Source organism: Neotabrizicola shimadae, assembly GCF_019623905.1.
Taxonomy (GTDB): domain Bacteria; phylum Pseudomonadota; class Alphaproteobacteria; order Rhodobacterales; family Rhodobacteraceae; genus Neotabrizicola; species Neotabrizicola shimadae.
Genome location: NZ_CP069370.1, coordinates 3,172,115 through 3,190,229, shown reverse-complemented (window position 1 = coordinate 3,190,229; position 18,115 = coordinate 3,172,115). Strand labels below are relative to the sequence as shown.

Sequence of the window (18,115 nt, the reverse complement as noted above, 5' to 3'; positions counted from 1 at the left end):
CCTCAGTCGGCAAGCCGGTTGCGTTCCGCCAGTGCCGCAGCGGGCGGCGTTGCGTCATCCACCCCCATTTCAGCCAGCGATTCCTTTGCGGCGGCCACCACGCGGCGCATGATCGTCTCGTCCATGCGGCCGATGCAGCCGATGCGGAAGCTGTCCACCACGGTCAGCTTGCCCGGATAGATGATGAAGCCCTTGGCCTTCATCAGGTCGTAGAAGCGCGGGAAGGCGAAGTTCGGGTGGGCCGGCGTGAAGAAGGTCACGATTATCGGCGACAGCCAGCGGTCACGCAGCAGCGTCTCGAAACCCAGGCCGCGCATCCCGGCTACCATGACATCGCGGTTGCGCGCATAGCGCGCGCCGCGGCCCGCCACCCCGCCTTCGGCGGCGTGAAGGCGAAGCGCCTCAAGGAAGGCCGCAACGACATGGGTGGGCGGGGTGAACCGCCACTGCCCGGTCTTCACCATCGCCGCCCATTGGGCATGGGCATCCAGGCTCAGCGAATGGGCATTGCCCTTTGCCGCCTCCAGCGCGTCCATGCGTGCAATGACGAAGCCGAAGCCCGGCACGCCTTCGATGCACTTGTTGGCCGAAGACACGATGGCGTCGCAGGGGATGCGGGTCACATCCAGGTCGATGGCGCCGAAGGCGGACATGGAATCGATCAAGAGCTTGCGGCCGCGCGACCGGACGGCCTCGGCGATTTCGGGGATCGGGTTCAGGATGCCGGACGAGGTCTCGCAATGGATGGCGACGACATGGGTGATGGCGGGGTCGGCATCCAGCGCGCGGGCGACCTCATCGCCGCATGGCGGAAGGTAGTCGCCCTTGTCGATGACGCTGACCGCCCGACCCATGACGCGCAGCGTCTCGGCCGCGCGCAGGCCGTAAGCCCCGTTGGCCAGCACCAGCGCCTTGGCCTCGCGCGGCACCAGCGTGCCGATCATGGATTCCACGGCGAAGGAGCCCGAGCCCTGCATCGGCACGCAGGCGTAATCGCCCTGCACATCACCTGCCAGGGCAAGCAACTGGTCGCAAAGCGATTTTGTCATGGCCCGGAAATCGCCGTCCCACGAGCCCCAGTCGCGGAGCATCGCCTCCTTCACGGACAGGGCCGTAGTCAGGGGGCCGGGCGTCAGCAGAAAGGGCTCTCCCATCTTCGGATCGGGAAAGGTCGTCTTGGCGGTATCCATGAGCAAGCTCCACTGCGCGGCACACCGGTCGCGGAAGGCAGGGCCGCCGGTTCGGGCGCCCATGGGCATCTTGGTTTCCCTTCGTGACAACCGCGTCAACGACTTTCCGCGAAGCACTCGGCGAAATCGCAGTTGTCACCGCGCCAGCACGCCGCCATCCACAACAAGCGTGGTGCCGGTGACGAAGTCAGAGGCAGAGGAGGCCAGGTAAAGGAGAGAGCCCTTGATCTCATCCGTATGGGCCAGCCGGCCCATCGGGGTGTAGTCGGTCATCGCCTTTGCTGCGGCCTCGCTGCGCGGGCGTGTCGGCGTGCGGAAGAAGCCGGGGCAAAGCGCGTTCACCTGGATGTTGTGCGCCGCGTATTCCAAAGCCAGTTCGCGGGTCAGGTTGACGACCGCGCCCTTGCTTGCAGCATAGGCCGGGCGGGGAAAGAGCCCGGCCGGGGCGGCAAGGCCCCACATCGAGGCAACGGTGATCAGCTTGCCCGCGCCCTGCACCACCATCGGGCGAAGTGAGGCGCGGCAGGTGTGGAAGGTGCCGGCAATGTTGACGTCGATCACGCGGGTCCAGGCGTCCTCTGACATCTCGTGAAGGGGAACGGGGTCGGCGTCCGAAATCCCGGCATTCGCAACGGCAATGTCCAGCCGACCCCACAGGCCAAGCATGCGCGATACCGCAGCGTGTTGGTCGGCGGGGCGCGTCACGTCGCCGGCATGGGCAAGCACCTCGGCCGGGGCAAGGCGGGCAACGGTTTCGGCCAGCGCCGCCTCGTCCCGGTCGAAGAGCAGGACCCTTGCCCCGTTCTCCGCCAGGGCCTCGGCCATCGCCCGGCCGAGCCCCTGTGCAGCTCCGGTAACGAAGGCGACCTTGCCGGCGACCGAAAAGATGCGGGAAAGGCTCATGCGCGGGTCGCGGCAAGGGCTGCAAACCAGTCCAGCGCGGCCGGATTGCGGGTGGCGTCACGGCTGGCAACCTTCCCAAGGGGAACACCCATCATCAGCTTGCGCACCGGCACCTCCATCTTCTTGCCGGTCAGCGTGACCGGGATTTCCGGTGCCGCGATGATCTCGTCCGGCACATGGCGGGGCGAACGTTCGGTCTTCAGGCGACGGTTGATGGTGGCCTTCAGATCGTCGGTCAGCGTCTCGCCGGGCGCCAACTGCACGAACAGGGGCATCCAGAACCCGCCCCTTCCATCCTCGATGCACAGGACCAGGCTGTCGGCGACCTGGGGAATGGACTCCATGGTCCGGTAAATCTCGGCCGACCCGATGCGGATGCCAAAGCGGTTCAGCGTGGCATCCGAGCGGCCAAGCACGTGCGCCCCCCCGGTTGCGGTGAACCGGACGCGGTCGCCGTGGTGCCACAGACCGGGCCAGGTTTCGAAATAGCTGGCGGTGTAGCGAGCGAAATCCCCGTCGCCCCAGAAGCACAAGGGCATCGAGGGCATGGGTTGGCGGATCACAAGTTCGCCGACCTCGCCAACCACCGGCTTGCCGGCCTCGTCCAGTGCCACGGCATCCACGCCAAGGGCCGCGGCCTGGATCTCTCCCGCCCGCGTGGGCAGAAGCGGCGAGCCGGCCAGAAGACCCGAGCAGAACTCGGTCCCCCCCGATTGCGACGAGACCCAGACGTCGCGCTTCACCGTACGATGGACCCAGTCGAATGTTTCCGGTGTCGAGGGCGAGCCCACCAGCATGACCGATTGCAGCGCCGTCAGGCCGAAGCTTCGGCCCGGCTCGATGCCTTGCTGGCGCACGATCTGGATGTAGGTCGGGCTCACGCCCAGGACGGTCGTGTCGGTCTGGTCGGCGATGCGCCACAGCAGATTGGCATCGGGGAACGCCGGGTGGCCGTCATAAAGCACGGCACGGCCATTCATCAGCGGCCCCCACATCAGCGTGTTCCAGACCATCCAGCCGGTGGTGGAATAGAAGAACAGCGCGCCGCCTTGCTGAATCTCGAAGTGGAAGGCGGCGGTCTTGTAATGCTCCAGCAAGATGCCGTGATGGCCATGAACGATAGGCTTGGGCAGGCCGGTGGTGCCCGAGGTGAACAGGACCCACAGCGGATGATCCGATGGCACGCGGGTATAACGGAACGCCTCGCGCGGCACGTCCGGTCCGGAAAGTGCCTCCTCCCAGCTTGTCACCGGAATCCGGGTTTCCGGGGCTGCGGCGCCCGGAAGATAGTCCAGCAGGATCAGGTGTTCCGCCGTGGGCAACGCGCCCAGGATGCGCCCAAGATCGGCGCTGCGGTCAAAATCCTTGCCGCCATACCGGTAGCCGTTCACCGCAAGGACCAGCTTGGGCTCGATCTGCGCGAAACGGTCGATCACCGTCTGAGCGCCGAACTCCGGCGCGGCCGAGGACCATGTTGCGCCGATGGCGGTGGTGGCGAGCATCGCGATCACCGTCTCGGGCAGGTTGGGCATATAGGCCACGACGCGGTCGCCGGGGCCGATGCCCATCTGCCGCATCCGGGTGGCAAGCCTGCGCGTCGCACCGGCAATTCCGGCCCAGGACGCCGTGGCCATCGGGCGAAGCTCCGAACCGTGGTGCAGCATGGTCCGGCCGGGGTCGCCGCTGGTCTCATGCCGCAGGACGTGTTCGGCGTAGTTGGCGTGGGTGTCGGTGAACCACCGGGTGCGCGGCATCGGGTCGGCGGTGACGATGGCCGTCGGGGTGCCGTCGAACATCAGGTTGAAATGGTCCGCGACAGAGGACCAGAAGGCCGGCAGATCGCTGACGGACCAGCGGTGCAGGTCGGCATAGCCGTCGAAGTGCAGGCCCTTCGTGGCCAGCTTTTCAAGATAGCGCGTCAGGTTCAGTCCGGCGATGCGGTCGGGCGGCGCCTGCCAAAGCACCTCGCCTTCCGCGACCATCACCACCAGTCCCGCTGCATCAGGCCGCCAAGGCCGGGCAGCACCACATGGGCGCGGGTGTCTTCCGGCGCGGCGCTGAACATGGCGCTGTCGGCGATGCCGGTCGTCACACCAACGGCGAAGGCCCCGCCCCGGCGGGCCATGGCGATTTCCAGTTTGGGGTCGTCGCCGATGACGGCCATCTCGTGCGGTGCGGTGCCGGCAATCTCGGCGGCAAGTGTCAGGCCATGCGGCTCCGGCTTGCCGAATACGGTGGCGGTCGCACCGGTGGCATTGCCAAGCGCCGCGACGATGGCACCGGAAATCCCCAGCATCCGGCCCTTGGCACTGGCGAAATAGGGGGCGATGGAGGTCGCGTACAGCGGCGCGCCAGCCCAGATCGCCTGGGCGGCGGCCTCCAGATCCTTCCCGCCGAAATCCGGTGTCCAGCCGACCAGAACCGCGTCGACGGCGCCGCCGTCGCCGGGCTCGGCCACGTCGATCCCGGCCTCTCGCACCGGGGTCTTCGTGCCTTCCGCGCCAAGGACCATCAGGCGGCGATAGCCCTTCTTCGCCAGAAGCCCGGCGGCAACCGTGGCGGGGGTCAGGATATGTCCGGGGGCCAGCACCAGGCCCGCCTCCGCCAGCAGGGGATAGTAGTGGGCGGGCGGGAAGAACGTGCCATTCGTATAGGCCACCACGGGCAAGCCACGGGCGGCAAGGTCGGCCAGCGCCTCGGCCGCGCCGGGCAGGGCGGTATACGTGCCCTTGTCCTTGTCCATCATCGCAAGCGTGCCGTCGATGTCAAAGACCGCGGCCCTGATCTTGTGGCGGTGCATCATCGGTCTCCGTTCAGTTCAAGTTTGAGGTCGGGGGTCTCGATCCGTACATGGCCAAGGCCCTTGCGTTTCGTAAGTTCGGCGATGAGGTGCTTCACGCCGCGGGCCTTCGGGTCATAGCTGCGGGGCGCGGGGCCAGCGGCGACCATGGCATCCACCTGATCCGCAGGCATGACGGCACGAAGCAGGAATTCCTCGTCGGAGTAATGCTTTCCCACCTTCGCGCGCAAGTCGTCCAGCGAGGCCATGCGGGGTTCGTCCTCCAGTTCCCTTGCGCGTTTCGAGGATCGGATGCGATCCTCGACCTCCGCATCCATCGGCATGGAGGGGGCGCCGAAACGGCCAAGGACATAGCGGGTAACCTCGTCGGGCACCGTCTCATAGCGTTTGCCGGACAGGACGTTCAGCAGCGCCTGTGTTCCCACAACCTGAGAGAAGGGCGTGACCATGATCGGGTAGCCAAGGTCGGCCCGGACGCGCTCGACCTCCTCCAGCACCTGCGGAAGCAGGTGAAGCCGCTTCGTTTCGGCCAGTTGGCGCTTCATCGTGCCCATCATGCCGCCGGGCATCTGGTGGCGGAAATAGGCGCGGTCAAACTCGCCGGGTGTGCCGTGGGTCAGACCCTCCGCTTTGGCGAGCGTGGTGAAATAGGCGTCCATCTCCGCCACCGCCTCGTCATCGACATCCACGCTCAGGCCAAGGTCACGCAGGTTGGCGATGGTCGGGGTCATGGCGGGCTGCCCCGTGCCGTTTGCGGCTGACGAGGCAGAGCTGTGCAGGCACTCCGCGCCCCGGATGGCCGCCTCGGGGTAGGCAAAGGGCGCAAGGCCAATGGTGCAATGAGAGTGAAACTCCAGCGGCACGGCGCCGATGGCCGCCTTCAGCGCAGGGATAAGCGTCTGCGCGCGTTCGGGTGTGACAAGGCCGCCGGGGTCCTTGAGGTACAGACGGTCAAAGCGGCCGGTCTCGGTAAGCCGGCGGGCGGCATCGGCGAAATGCGCGTCGTCATGGACCGGGGAAAGGGTAAACGTCAGCGCGGCGACGATCCGGGCGCCCCCGGCCTTTCGCGTCAGGTCGGCCATGGTCAGCATGGCAGGCACATTGTTCATCGGGTCCATCACCGCGAAACGGTCGATCCCGTTGCGAACCAGCAGGCGGAAGGCAAACTCCATCAGTTCGTGGCTTGCGGTCTCCCACGAGATGAAGCGCATCCCTGTGGTCAGGAAGGACAGCGTCGTGTCGGGCGCCGCTGCACGAAACAGGCGCAGGCGTTCCCAGGGGTCCTGCTTCGAATACCGCACCGCCACGGCCATATGCGTTGAGGTGGTGAAGTCGATGGCCTCGAACCCCACGCGGTTCATCACCGGCGCGATCTGCAGCATCATGCCGGTGTCCAGCCCGGTCGCGCCCCAGTTCGACTGGTTGCCGTCGCGCAATGTGGTGTCGATCAGCGAAATGCGGGTCATGGGACGCCCCCGGTCTGGGCGGGCATCAGGCCCGCAAGGTAAGCCGTGTCCACGCCGCCCGCAGCAAAGGCGGGGTCGGCCATGATCGCCCGGTGCAGGGCGGCGTTGTTGGCAATGCCGTCCAGCCGCAAGAGCCGCAGCGCGTCGGACATCGTGGCGCGGGTCGCGTCTCGGGTTTCCCCCTGCGCAATGAGCTTGGCGATCATGGAATCGTAGAAGGGCGGGATCATTGCGCCGGATTGGACATGCGTGTCCACACGCAGGCCGGGCAGGGCGGGGAACCACGCCAGCGCCACGCGCCCAGGCGATGGCGCGAAGTCCCTGGCAGGGTCTTCGGCATTCAGCCGGCATTCGATGGCGTGGCCGTGAAAGGTGATGTCGTCCTGGCGCAGATCCAGCGGGCGGCCTTCGGCAATGGCGATTTGCAGGGCGACAAGATCAAGCCCGGTGATGGCCTCGGTGACCGGGTGTTCCACCTGGATGCGGGCGTTCATCTCCAGGAAGTAGACCTGCTGGCGGTCCACATCCATCAGGAACTCGACCGTGCCAAGCGACCGATAGCCGATGTGGCGGGCAAAGCGGAGCGCGGCGTCAAGAAGCTCCTGCCGCAGCGCCGGGTCCAGGCCGGGGGCCGGCGCTTCCTCGACCACCTTCTGATAGCGGCGCTGCACGGAACAGTCGCGCTCGCCGGCATGAAGCACGGTCGCCCCATCCGAGATGATCTGCACCTCGATGTGCCGGCCCGAGGTGACATAGCGTTCCAGATAGACCCGGCCGTCGCCAAAGGCGGCATGGGCCTCGGCGGTGGCGAGGTCGAAAAGCGGGGCGAGTTCGTCGGCCCGGTCGACCCGCTTCATGCCCTTGCCCCCGCCCCCCGCAACCGCCTTGATCAGAAGGGGATACCCGATGGCCCCTGCCAGCCGGACGGCATCGGCCAGCGTCTCTGCCGTGCCGCCCGGAACGAGCGGGACGCCCGCGGCCTCTGCATGGGTGCGAGCGGTCAGCTTGTCCCCCACGGCGGCCAGGTTATCCGGCGTGGGGCCGATGAAGGTGATGCCAGCCTTGGCACAGGCCTCGGCCAGATCGCGATTTTCCGACAGGAAACCATAACCGGGGTGCAGCGCGTCGCAACCGGTGCCCAATGCGGCGGCAACCACGGTTTCGACCTTCAGATAGCTGTCGCGCGCCGGCGACGGGCCGATGCAGATGCTCCGCGTGGCCAGCCGGGCCGGCAGCGAGTCGCGGTCGGCCTCGGATGTGCCAAGCACGGTCTCGATGCCCCGCGCATGGGCCGTACGCAGGATGCGGACGGCAATCTCGCCCCGGTTGGCGATGAACAGGCGGCGGATCGGGGCCATGTCAGGCGGGCCGGATGCGGATCAGCGTCTGCCCGTGTTCCACCAGTTGGCCGTTTTCCGCGACGATTTCGGTCACGGTGCCAGCGATGCCTGCGGGGACCGAATTCATCAGCTTCATCACCTCGATGATGCCGATCACCGTATCTGCCGTAACGGTGTCCCCGACCTGCACGAAAGCATCGGCGCCGGGGCGCGGGGCACGATAGAAGGTGCCCAGAAGAGGCGCCGGAACCTCCGAGCCGCCACCCGAGCCGCCACCCGAGGCAACGACCTGTGCGGCGACCGGCGCCGCCCCGGCGGGCGCTGCAACCGGAGCAGCGGGCAGAGGCGCGGGTGGCACGGGCGGGCGCGGGCTGCCGGCCTTGCGCAGTTCCAGCTTCAACTCTCCCATTTCCAGCTTAAGCTCCTGAAAGTCCGAGCCGTCGATCAGCTTCAGGATGTCGTCGATGTCTGCCCGCGTGAGCATCCGCTCCTCCTTGCCGCCCCGTCTGGCCTTGTCCCATCGTCCTCACGGCGCCGTAGGCAACGCTATGGGGTAGAGCACCGGCGGCTCAACCCTCCGTGGCGGCTGTTTCATCAGGTGAAACGCCGTGCCCCATGCGCCGGGCGATCTCGTCCGCCGCCTCCCGTGCGGCCGGGACAAGAAGGGCCAGCGCGCGGGCGCGAGGCAGGGCGCGGCGGGTCCAGGTGATGTTGAGCGTGCCGGGGACATGGGGGCCAAGACGGATGGGCAGCGCAAGGCTTTCGCGCCCGTCGTCGTGCGTGCTGCGGCCCTCGTCGAAATGGCCCCCGAAATCCGGATCCCGCAGGCCAAAACCCTGTGCGCGCGTTTCGGCCAGAAGTGCGGCCACCCTGTCCGGCAAGCGCGCCAGGCGGTCGCCCTTGCGCTCGGACCGGCGCAGCGTTTCAAGGATCGCCTCGCGCACCGGGGCCTCGCAAAAGGCAATGAAGGCCCGGCCCGAGGCAGACCGCAGCATGTTCACCTGAAACCCGACAGGGCCAAGCGGTATGCGGTCGAAATACGCCCGCGCCGCGTTGGTCTCCAGCACTTCCATATGCGTCAGGCGTGGCACGGCCAGGACCGAAGGCCATTCGACGCGGGCGGTCAGGTCGGCCAGCACGGGCGAGGCGACTTCGACCAGCTGATGTTCGCGGTCCATCCGCCCCGCCATCTCTGCCAGCGAAAACGAAGGCACCCAGGCCCCATCCACCATGCGCTGCCAGACCGCGCCGGCTTCGGCCAGGGTCTTCAGGATGCGCAAGAGCGTCGCCTTGGGAAGCCCGGTCTGCCGGTGCAGGTCCGCCAGCGTCAACGCGCCCGCGGCTTGCAGGCGCTGCAAGACAAGAAGACCGCGCGACAGGGCGGTGATGGATTTGACGGCATGTGTCACAGGGTGAAACGGTGGCGCAAAGGTCTGGACGCGGCAAGGGCCACGGCAGCAAAGTGGCGCAAAGAGGGGGGCGGGCATGGACGTGCACGAAGGCGGCTGCGCCTGCGGCGCGGTGAGGTATCGGGTGGCCGGGCAGCCGGTAAAGACGGCGGTCTGCCACTGCCGGTACTGCCAGCTGCGCACCGGCTCGGCCTTTGGCCTGTCCGCCTATTTCGATGCGGGCCAGGTCGAACGCCTGTCCGGCGCTCTCAAGGACTACAGCTTCACCACCGAATCCGGACGCCGCTTCACCACGCAGTTCTGCCCGGATTGCGGAACGTCGGTGTTCTGGCTGCTCGAAATGTCGCCCGACCTGATCGGCGTCGCCGGGGGCACCTTCGACCCGCCGACCTTCTGGTTCCCCGTGACGCGAGAGATCTTCACACGCTCGGCCGCGCCGTTCGTTCACACCGACATTCCCGCAAAATCGGAAACGACCGCAAGCTATGCCCCGGTCTGCGCCGATCCTGTGGCGCGACGGGGCGCATGATCACCCTTTGCCGGACCGAAGCTCAAGGCGCTGGAGGTCCTCCAGAAGATCAAGCAGCTGTTCAAGCCGGCCGGCCCCGAACTCGGTTTCGATCCGGGCAAAGATGCGGGCGCTTTCCGCCGCATGGATGCGGATCAGCGTTTCGCCGGCGGGCGTGATGGCAACGATGGTCTTGCGCCGGTCGTCCTCCGGGGTCGAGCGCGAGATCAGCCCCTCGTCGAGCATGGGGCGGGTCATGCGCGTCAGGCTGGGCAACAGCAGGCAGGCTTCCGCGGCAAGCGCGGTAAGCTCCAGGGGGCCGCGTTCCTGCAACACGCGCAGCACACGCCACTTCTGTTCGTTCACGCCCGATTCAGCCAGCATCTCGCGGATCGGACCCATCACGGTTTCACGGGCCCGCAGCAGGGCAATGGGCAGCGAACGGCGCGTCTGGCGCAGGGCGGGGGTGTCCTCGGTCATGCCCGGACTATTGGATGGATTTGCAGGCGCCTCAAGAGCGCAGAGACTCCTTGACCGGCGCACGCAAATTATTTAACAAAGCAAGTAACGGGAGGGGAAGATGCCGCATATCCAGATCGACTATTCTCCGAACCTCGAAGAACGGCTGGACATCGCGGGTCTTTGCCTTGTCCTGCGCGATGCGGCCGTCCAGACGGGCATCCTGCCGCTGGCCGGCATCCGTGTGCGGGCAACGGCCTGCACCCATGTCGTCATCGCCGACGGCAACCCGGACCACGCATTCCTGGATATCTCGCTGCGCCTGCGCGGGGGCCGGTCCGACGACGCAAAGCGCCGCGCGACCGAGCAAATCTTTGCGGCTGCCGAGACCTTCTGCGCCGATGTCCTGGCATCGTCTTCCTTCATGCTCAGCTTCGAGATGCGCGACATCGACCCCGACCTTTCGCCCAAGACCTCGTCCATCCGCCGATACCTGCCGGGAGAGACCGCATGACCGCACTGGCGCAGAATCTTGAAAAGCTGGAGAGCCACCTTGCGCGGTTCCGGGCCGGCGGGATCCTCAACCTGATCGGCGGTGAAACCGTTGCCGGGGCCGGCGGCACATTCCAGACCCACTCGCCGGTTGACGAAAGCCTGATCGCCGAAGTTGCCCTTGGCACCGCCGTCGATATCGACCGAGCGGCGAAGGCGGCGAAGGCGGCCTTCCCGGCCTGGGCGGCCATGGAGGGCGAAAAGCGCAAGGCGATCCTGCATCGCATCGCCGATCTGATCGAAAGCCGCGCCGAGGAAATCGCGCTCTGCGAATGCTGGGATACCGGCCAGTCCTGGCGCTTCATGTCCAAGGCGGCCCTGCGCGGGGCCGAGAACTTCCGCTTCTTCGCCGACCGCGCGCCCGCCGCACGCGACGGGCAAAGCCTGTCGGCGCCGGGTCAGCTGAACCTCACCTCGCGCCATCCGATCGGGCCGGTGGGGGTGATCACGCCCTGGAACACCCCCTTCATGCTCTCGACCTGGAAGATCGCCCCGGCACTGGCAGCGGGTTGCACGGTCGTCCACAAACCGGCCGAGTTCTCGCCCCTGTCGGCGCGTCTGCTGGCCGAAATCTGCCACGAGGCGGGCCTGCCCCCCGGCGTGCTGAACCTGGTGAACGGCATGGGCGAAGGTGCGGGCAAGGCTCTGACCGAACACCCCGACATCAAGGCGGTTGCCTTCGTCGGCGAAAGCCGCACCGGCAGCATGATCATGAAGCAGGGCGCCGACACGCTGAAACGGGTGCATTTCGAACTGGGCGGCAAGAACCCGGTGATGGTCTTCGACGATGCCGATCTGGACCGGGCGCTGGATGCGGTGATTTTCATGATCTACTCGCTGAACGGCGAACGCTGCACCTCGTCCTCGCGGCTTCTGGTGCAGGACACGATCGCGGAAGAGTTCCACGCAAGACTGGTGGAGCGGGTGAACCGCATCCGCGTGGGCCATCCGCTGGACCCGGAAACCGAGGTCGGGCCGCTGATCCACAAGACGCATTTCGACAAGGTGACAGGCTATGTCGAAATCGGCCGCCAGGACGGCGCCACCCTTGCTGCGGGCGGCAGCCGGGTGGGCGACAAGGGCTGGTTCGTGCGGCCGACCCTCTTTACCGGCGCGACCAGCGACATGCGGATCGCCCAGGAAGAGGTGTTCGGGCCCTTCCTCACCTCCATCGCATTCTCGACCGAGGCCGAGGCGCTGAAGATCGCCAATGACGTGGCCTATGGTCTGACAGGCTATCTCTGGACCAACGACCTGACCCGCGCCCTGCGCGTCTCGGACGCGCTGGAGGCAGGCATGATCTGGGTCAACAGCGAGAACGTCCGCCACCTGCCCACCCCCTTTGGCGGCGTGAAGGCCAGCGGCATCGGGCGCGATGGCGGCGACTGGTCGTTCGACTTCTACATGGAAACGAAGAACCGGGCCTTCGCGCTTGGCAACCACAAGATCCAGCAGCTCGGGGCCTGACCGGCCCCGGCTCGTCCACGGGTGACAGGAAACGCGCGTGGAGAGGGGGGCATGCCCCCCGAGGGAGGAAGGAATGGGAGAGATCGTCCTCGCGGCGAAATGCACGCATGTGCCGACCATGCTGATGTCGGAACAGGATGGCCCAGTGAAAGGCAGGCGCCAGCCGGCCATCGACGGGCATCTGGAAATCGCCCGCCGCGCCCGCGCGCTTGGCGCCGACACCGCCATCATCTGCGACACGCACTGGATCATCAACGCGGGCTACCACATCAACGCGAACCACCGGTTCCAGGGCCTGTTCACCTCGAACGAGTTTCCCCAGTTCATCCAGAACATGCCCTTCGACCATCAGGGCAACCCCGCACTCGGCGACGCCATCGCGGCAGCAGCCCGCGACATGGGCGTCTACACGCTGTCCCATCATCTCGACACGCTGGAATGCGAATACGGCACGCTCGTGCCGATGCACTTCATGTCCCGCGAACACCACATGAAGGTCGTCTCCATCGCCGCCTGGTGCACCGTGCACAGCCATGACGAAAGCCGGGTCATCGGCCAGGCGATCCGGAAGGCCGTGGACGAAAGCGACGCGAAGGTTCTTCTCGTCGCCTCCGGTTCGCTCAGCCACAAGATCTGGGCGAACCGGGACTACGCCGCCAACAACGGCACCTTCACCATATCCAGCGAGTTCAACCGCCAGGTCGACCTGCACGTGCTCGACATGTGGCAGCGGGGCGACCACGCCACCTTCCTCAGGATGCTGCCCGACTATGCCCAGTTCTGCTGCGGCGAAGGCGCGATGCACGACACTGCCATGCTGTACGGTGCACTAGGCTGGGACAGCTACACCGGGAAATGCGAGGTGGTGACACCCTATTTCCCGTCGTCCGGCACCGGACAGACCAACGTGATCTTCCCCGTTCAGTAGAGGCCCCGATGCCCGTACCCGCCCCCGTCCTGCACCCGCCCTTCAACATCGTCCGGCTCAGCCATGTCGATCTGCATGTCACCGACCTGGCGTGGAGCCGCGCCTACTACGTCGACATGCTGGGCCTTCAGGTCACGCATGAAGGCAACGGCAGCCTCTATCTTCGCGCGATGGAAGAGCGGGGGCATCACTCGGTCGTGCTGCGCCAGGCCGATGTGCCCTCTGTCGGGGTGCTGGGGTTCAAGCTGTTCGAGGAGGAAGACCTCGACCGCGCCGCACACTGGTTCGCGGCCAAGGGCCTGCCTATTGCCTGGACCGAACGGCCCTTCACGGGCCGGGTCCTGTCCACCCGCGACCCCTGGGGGGTGCCGCTGGAATTCTATGCCCGCATGGACCGCCTGCCGCCGATCCACCAGAAATACGCGCTGTACAAAGGCGTGAAACCCCTTCGCATCGACCACTTCAACCTGTTTTCGTCCAACGTCGATGCCGCCGTCGCCTTCTATGGCGAGATGGGGTTCCGCGTGACGGAATATACCGAGGACGCCGAGACAGGCCGCCTCTGGGCAGCCTGGACGCATCGCAAGGGCGGCGTGCATGACATCGCCTTCACCAACGGCACGGGGCCGCGCCTGCATCACCTGGCCTTCTGGGTGCCCACACCCTTGAACATCATCGACCTGCTCGACCTGATGAGCACCACGGGCTATCTCGCCAACATCGAACGCGGTCCGGGGCGTCACGGCATCTCCAACGCCTTCTTCCTGTACATCCGCGATCAGGATGGCCACCGGACCGAGATCTATTGCAGCGACTACCAGACCGTCGATCCGGATCTGGAGCCGATCCGGTGGGATCTGAAGGATCCTCAACGCCAGACCCTCTGGGGCGCTCCCGCCCCGCGGTCCTGGTTCGAACTGGGCTCGGTCTTCCAGGGCGCCGCCTTGCAGGACAGCGACCTGAAAGCCACGCCGATCATCGCGCCGTAAGGGGGGGCACATGGACTGGGACAGTTTCGCCCGCTGGGGCGCGAAGATCTCCGACTGGGGCGCAGGCTATCACCGCGGCCTGCGTGACCTGCCGGTCAGGGCCTCGACCCGGCCCGGATCGGTGGCTGCCGGCCTTCCGCAGGTGCCGCCCGAGACGCCCGAATCCATGGAGTCGGTCTTCGCCGATTTCGAGCGGATCGTGATGCCCGGCATGACCCATTGGCAGCATCCCCGCTTCTTCGCCTATTTCCCGGCCAATGCCACGCCGCCTTCCATGCTGGCCGAGTTCCTGGCCACCACCGTCGCCGCGCAATGCATGTTGTGGCAGACCTCGCCCGCCGCGACAGAGATGGAGACGGTGATGATGGACTGGCTGCGCCAGTCCGTCGGCCTGCCCGAAGGCTTCAAGGGCGTCATCCAGGATTCCGCCTCGTCGGCGACGCTTGCCGCCGTCCTCGTCATGCGCGAACGGGCGCTCGACTGGGCCGGCAACCAGAAGGGCCTGACAGGCCAGCCGCGCCTTCGGGTCTATGCCTCGAACGAAGTTCACACCTCCGTAGACCGGGCGATCTGGATCGCCGGCATCGGGGCCGAAAATCTGGTCCGCATCCCGACGCAGGGGCCGCTTCGGGCGATGGACCCTGCCGCGCTGGATGCGGCCATCCGCGCCGACCGGGCGGCGGGCTATCGTCCCGCGGGCGTCGTGGCCTGCACCGGCGGCACCGGCACTGGCGCCTGCGACGACATCTCCGCCGTGGTCGCGGTGGCGCGGGCGCACGGACTCTACACCCATGTCGATGCCGCCTGGGCGGGGTCGGCCATGATCTGCACCGAGTTTCGGAACCTTTGGTCCGGGGTCGAAGGCGCGGATTCCATCGTGTTCAACCCGCACAAATGGCTGGGCGTGCAATTCGACTGCGCCGCTCATTTCCTGCGCGATCCCGCCCCTCTGGTGCGCACGCTGGCCATCCGGCCGGAATACCTGAGAACGCATGGTGCGGACGGGATCATCAACTATTCCGAATGGTCGGTGCCGCTCGGCCGGCGCTTCCGGGCGCTGAAGATCTGGTTCGTTCTGCGGCACTACGGGCTGGAAGGCCTGCGCCAGCGCATCCGCAACCATGTGCTCTGGTCCCAGGCGCTGGCCGCGCAGATCGGCGCAGACCCCCGGTTCGAGATCGTGACAGAACCGGTGTTGTCGCTCTTCACCTTCCGCCTGAAGGGCGCGGACGATGCCGCGCAGCAGGCTTTCGTGAACCGCATCAACGACGACGGGCGCATCTACCTGACGCAGACCCGCGTGGCCGATGGCGTGGTGATCCGCTTCCAGGCCGGGCAGTTCGACGCGACCGAGGCGGATGTGATGATGACATACGAAGTGATCTCTGACCTCGCGGGGGCGGCATGAACCTGGTCACGTTCACTTCCAATGGCGTCCAGCACTGGGGCGTCACGGTGCCTGGCGGCGTGCTCGCCCTCTCGGCGGAGTTCCCGCAGTGGCCCACCCTTCGAGAGGTGATTGCCGCCGGAGCGGTTCCCGAGGTGCTGGCGGCAGGGCAGGGTCGCATGGCCAGCCATGCCGAAGGATCGTTCACATATGACATCCCGATCCCGCAGCCCGAAAAGATCATCTGCGTCGGCGTGAACTTTCCCGACCGGAATGCCGAATACAAGGATGGGCAGGACGCCCCGCCGAACATGTCGCTCTTCCCGCGCTTTGCGCGCAGCTTCACGGGCCACGGCCAGCCCCTGAAGCGCCCGCCGGAAAGCCCGCAACTGGATTACGAAGGCGAAATTGCCGTCATCATCGGCACCGGCGGGCGGCGCATCCCAGAGGCAGAGGCGCTGAACCACATCGCGGCGCTGACTCTGTGCAACGAAGGCACGATCCGCGACTGGGTGCGCCACGCCAAGTTCAACGTGACGCAGGGCAAGAACTGGGACGGATCGGGCGCCATCGGCCCCTGGGCCGTGCCCTTCACCGACCCGGCACAGATCCTGGATGTGCAGTTGGAAACACGGGTCAACGGCGAACTGCGCCAGTCCGACCGCTCGGGCCGGATGCTCTTCCCCGTGGCGCGGCAGATCGCCTACATCTCGACCTTCACCACACTTGTGCCCGGCGATATCATCGTGACCGGCACGCCCACCGGGGCCGGCGCGCGCTTTGACCCGCCGATCTGGCTGAAACCGGGCGATGTGGTCGAAGTCACGGCGGAAGGCATCGGTACGCTGACGAACGGGGTGGTGGACGAATGACGCCAGACGAAATCGCCGCCGCCGCCGAGGCGCTCTTTCAGGCCGAACGCGAGCGCCGGCAGATCGGGCTTCTGTCGGCCGCCCATCCCAGCATCACCCTGGACGACGCCTATGCCGTGCAGGCGGCGCTGGTCGCCCGCAAGGCGGCCGCTGGCGCCAGGGTGATCGGCTGGAAGATCGGCCTCACCAGCCGGGCCATGCAAAGCCAACTGGCCATCGACACGCCGGATTCCGGCGTGCTGTTCGACGACATGGCCTTCGATGACGGGGCAACCGTGCCCGCCGGCCGCTTCATCCAGCCGCGAATCGAGGCCGAGATCGCCTTCGTGCTGAAGGCCCCGCTCCAAGGCGCCGGTCTGACCCGCGATCAGGTGCTGGCGGCGACCGAGGCCGTGGTGCCGGCGCTGGAGATCCTGGACACGCGGATCGTCCGCACCGACCCGTCGACCGGGGCCGTGCGCAAGATATTCGACACCGTCGCCGACAATGCCGCCAATGCGGGCATCGTGATGGGCCGCCAGCGCCATGCGCCGCAGGACTTCGACCTGCGGTGGGTCGGCGCGATCCTGAAACGCGACGGCGTGGTCGAAGAGACCGGCCTTGGCGCCGGAGTGCTGGACGATCCCGTCACCGGCATCGTCTGGCTGGCCGAACGCCTGGCACACTACGGCCAGGGCCTTGCGGCGGGCGAGGTCGTCCTGTCCGGCAGCTTCATCCGCGCGGTCGAGGCCCCGCCCCGCAGCCGCTTCCACGCCGATTTCGGCCCCTTCGGCAGCGTCGAGGTCAGCTTCGGCTGACCTTGCCCCCCGCCCGATCGGATCCCTTTAGTCGCTTTCGATCAGATCGCGGACACTGCCGTCGCCCGTTCCGCCGGGCAGCCCACCGTCACGCTTCACCCCAGGCGAGTGGGCCCCGGCCCGCGATTCCCGGCGACCGTGATGAAACCTTCGTTTGAGCAAAACGTTCCTGTCACAGTCGCGCCCTAATCCAGCGCGGACCTGACCGGAAGTGCCATGCTGACCGCCACCGACCTCACCTGCCGCTTCGGCCCGCGCACCGCCGTGGACCGTGTGTCCTTCGCGCTGGACCGGCCGATGTTCCTGGGCGTGATCGGCCGCTCTGGCGCCGGCAAGTCCACGCTGTTGCGGATGCTGAACCGCCTGACCGACGCCACCTCGGGCGAGGTGCAGTTCAAGGGCACCGACATCCTGCGCCTCACCGGCCGCGCCAAACGCGACTGGCAGGGCCGCTGCGCCATGATCTTCCAGCAGTTCAACCTCGTGCCCCGCCTCGACGTCGCCTCGAACGTGCTGCACGGCACCCTGTCGCGCCGCTCCACGCTCGCCACGATGTTCAACCTCTGGCCCGAGACCGACATCGCCCGCGCGCTCGACATCCTCGACCGCCTCGGCATCGCCGACCAGGCCCCCAAGCGCGCCGAAGCGCTCTCGGGCGGCCAGCAGCAGCGCGTCGCCATCGCCCGCGCCCTGATGCAGGACCCGGCGATCATCCTGGCCGACGAACCCATCGCCAGCCTCGACCCGATGAACGCCCAGCTGGTGATGGACACGCTCCGCCGCATCCATGACGAGGATGGCCGCACCGTCATTGCCAACCTGCATACGCTGGATACCGCGCGCCGCTACTGCGACCGCGTCATCGGCATGCGCGATGGCCGCGTCGTGTTCGACGGCACGCCCGACCAGCTCACCACCGGCGCCGCGCGCGAGATCTACGGTGCCGACGCCAGCTTCTCGGAAAAGGCCACCTCGACCACGCTCGACGGCCTGCCCCCCGATACGGCCTACGCCAGCACGATGCTGGAAACCTGAAACGCAACCCACG

18 protein-coding genes are annotated in these 18,115 nt (G+C 67.0%); 9 read left to right on the top strand and 9 right to left on the bottom strand.

The features are described from left to right. Positions 1-2: 2 nt before the first annotated feature. From JO391_RS15540 to JO391_RS15505, 8 genes are all read right to left on the bottom strand, one after another. On the bottom strand, positions 3-1,190 hold the full coding sequence (locus tag JO391_RS15540) for a 2-aminoethylphosphonate--pyruvate transaminase (protein WP_220661357.1): 1,188 nt from the start codon (positions 1,188-1,190) through the stop codon (positions 3-5). 135 nt (positions 1,191-1,325) lie between these two features. Further along, positions 1,326-2,093, bottom strand: coding sequence for an SDR family NAD(P)-dependent oxidoreductase (locus JO391_RS15535; protein WP_220661356.1), 768 nt, complete (start codon positions 2,091-2,093; stop codon positions 1,326-1,328). Then, positions 2,090-4,075 carry an acetoacetate--CoA ligase gene (locus tag JO391_RS15530; RefSeq protein WP_259444911.1) on the bottom strand — a complete coding sequence of 662 codons (1,986 nt, stop codon included), beginning with the start codon at positions 4,073-4,075 and terminating at the stop codon, positions 2,090-2,092. Before JO391_RS15530 ends, JO391_RS15535 begins: the two co-directional genes overlap by 4 nt. After that, complete coding sequence (locus tag JO391_RS15525; RefSeq protein ID WP_220661354.1) at positions 4,075-4,896, bottom strand: HAD-IIA family hydrolase; 822 nt, start codon at positions 4,894-4,896, stop codon at positions 4,075-4,077. Before JO391_RS15525 ends, JO391_RS15530 begins: the two co-directional genes overlap by 1 nt. Continuing rightward, the gene (locus JO391_RS15520; protein WP_220661353.1) at positions 4,893-6,359 is read right to left on the bottom strand and encodes a hypothetical protein; all 1,467 of its coding nucleotides are present in this window, start codon (positions 6,357-6,359) and stop codon (positions 4,893-4,895) included. The genes JO391_RS15525 and JO391_RS15520 overlap by 4 nt, the downstream gene beginning before the upstream one ends. Continuing rightward, entirely contained in the window at positions 6,356-7,717 is a 1,362-nt protein-coding gene (locus JO391_RS15515) for an acetyl-CoA carboxylase biotin carboxylase subunit (RefSeq protein WP_220661352.1), read from the bottom strand. Before JO391_RS15515 ends, JO391_RS15520 begins: the two co-directional genes overlap by 4 nt. Position 7,718: 1 nt before the next feature. Continuing rightward, complete coding sequence (gene accB, locus JO391_RS15510; RefSeq protein WP_220661351.1) at positions 7,719-8,183, bottom strand: acetyl-CoA carboxylase biotin carboxyl carrier protein; 465 nt, start codon at positions 8,181-8,183, stop codon at positions 7,719-7,721. Between the two features lie 85 nt (positions 8,184-8,268). Then, the gene (locus tag JO391_RS15505; RefSeq protein ID WP_220661350.1) at positions 8,269-9,108 is read right to left on the bottom strand and encodes a helix-turn-helix domain-containing protein; all 840 of its coding nucleotides are present in this window, start codon (positions 9,106-9,108) and stop codon (positions 8,269-8,271) included. A 76-nt stretch (positions 9,109-9,184) separates the two neighbouring features. Here JO391_RS15505 and JO391_RS15500 point away from each other — a divergent pair, with 76 nt between their 5' ends. Next, complete coding sequence (locus JO391_RS15500) at positions 9,185-9,637, top strand: GFA family protein (RefSeq protein ID WP_220661349.1); 453 nt, start codon at positions 9,185-9,187, stop codon at positions 9,635-9,637. On the opposite strand, the gene hpaR is transcribed toward JO391_RS15500, so the two are convergent. Then, a complete protein-coding gene (gene hpaR, locus JO391_RS15495; RefSeq protein WP_220661348.1) occupies positions 9,638-10,096 on the bottom strand; it encodes a homoprotocatechuate degradation operon regulator HpaR in 459 nt (152 codons plus the stop codon). 100 nt (positions 10,097-10,196) lie between these two features. Between hpaR and JO391_RS15490 the strand changes: the two genes are divergently transcribed. The 8 genes from JO391_RS15490 to phnC all read left to right on the top strand — a co-directional run bounded on the left by JO391_RS15490 (position 10,197) and on the right by phnC (position 18,102). After that, on the top strand, positions 10,197-10,589 hold the full coding sequence (locus JO391_RS15490) for a 5-carboxymethyl-2-hydroxymuconate Delta-isomerase (protein WP_220661347.1): 393 nt from the start codon (positions 10,197-10,199) through the stop codon (positions 10,587-10,589). Beyond that, on the top strand, positions 10,586-12,094 hold the full coding sequence (gene hpaE, locus JO391_RS15485) for a 5-carboxymethyl-2-hydroxymuconate semialdehyde dehydrogenase (RefSeq protein ID WP_220661346.1): 1,509 nt from the start codon (positions 10,586-10,588) through the stop codon (positions 12,092-12,094). The genes JO391_RS15490 and hpaE overlap by 4 nt, the downstream gene beginning before the upstream one ends. Positions 12,095-12,167: 73 nt before the next feature. Next, positions 12,168-13,022 carry a 3,4-dihydroxyphenylacetate 2,3-dioxygenase gene (gene hpaD, locus JO391_RS15480; RefSeq protein ID WP_220661345.1) on the top strand — a complete coding sequence of 285 codons (855 nt, stop codon included), beginning with the start codon at positions 12,168-12,170 and terminating at the stop codon, positions 13,020-13,022. Positions 13,023-13,030: 8 nt separating this feature from the next. Continuing rightward, on the top strand, positions 13,031-14,011 hold the full coding sequence (gene hpaD, locus JO391_RS15475; RefSeq protein ID WP_220661344.1) for a 3,4-dihydroxyphenylacetate 2,3-dioxygenase: 981 nt from the start codon (positions 13,031-13,033) through the stop codon (positions 14,009-14,011). A gap of 10 nt (positions 14,012-14,021) precedes the next feature. Continuing rightward, on the top strand, positions 14,022-15,419 hold the full coding sequence (locus JO391_RS15470; protein ID WP_220661343.1) for a pyridoxal phosphate-dependent decarboxylase family protein: 1,398 nt from the start codon (positions 14,022-14,024) through the stop codon (positions 15,417-15,419). Beyond that, entirely contained in the window at positions 15,416-16,270 is an 855-nt protein-coding gene (locus tag JO391_RS15465) for a fumarylacetoacetate hydrolase family protein (protein WP_220661342.1), read from the top strand. Before JO391_RS15470 ends, JO391_RS15465 begins: the two co-directional genes overlap by 4 nt. After that, complete coding sequence (gene hpaH, locus JO391_RS15460) at positions 16,267-17,067, top strand: 2-oxo-hept-4-ene-1,7-dioate hydratase (RefSeq protein WP_220661341.1); 801 nt, start codon at positions 16,267-16,269, stop codon at positions 17,065-17,067. The genes JO391_RS15465 and hpaH overlap by 4 nt, the downstream gene beginning before the upstream one ends. Positions 17,068-17,283: 216 nt before the next feature. Beyond that, complete coding sequence (phnC, locus tag JO391_RS15455) at positions 17,284-18,102, top strand: phosphonate ABC transporter ATP-binding protein (RefSeq protein WP_220661340.1); 819 nt, start codon at positions 17,284-17,286, stop codon at positions 18,100-18,102. The last annotated feature ends 13 nt before the right edge of the window (positions 18,103-18,115 follow it).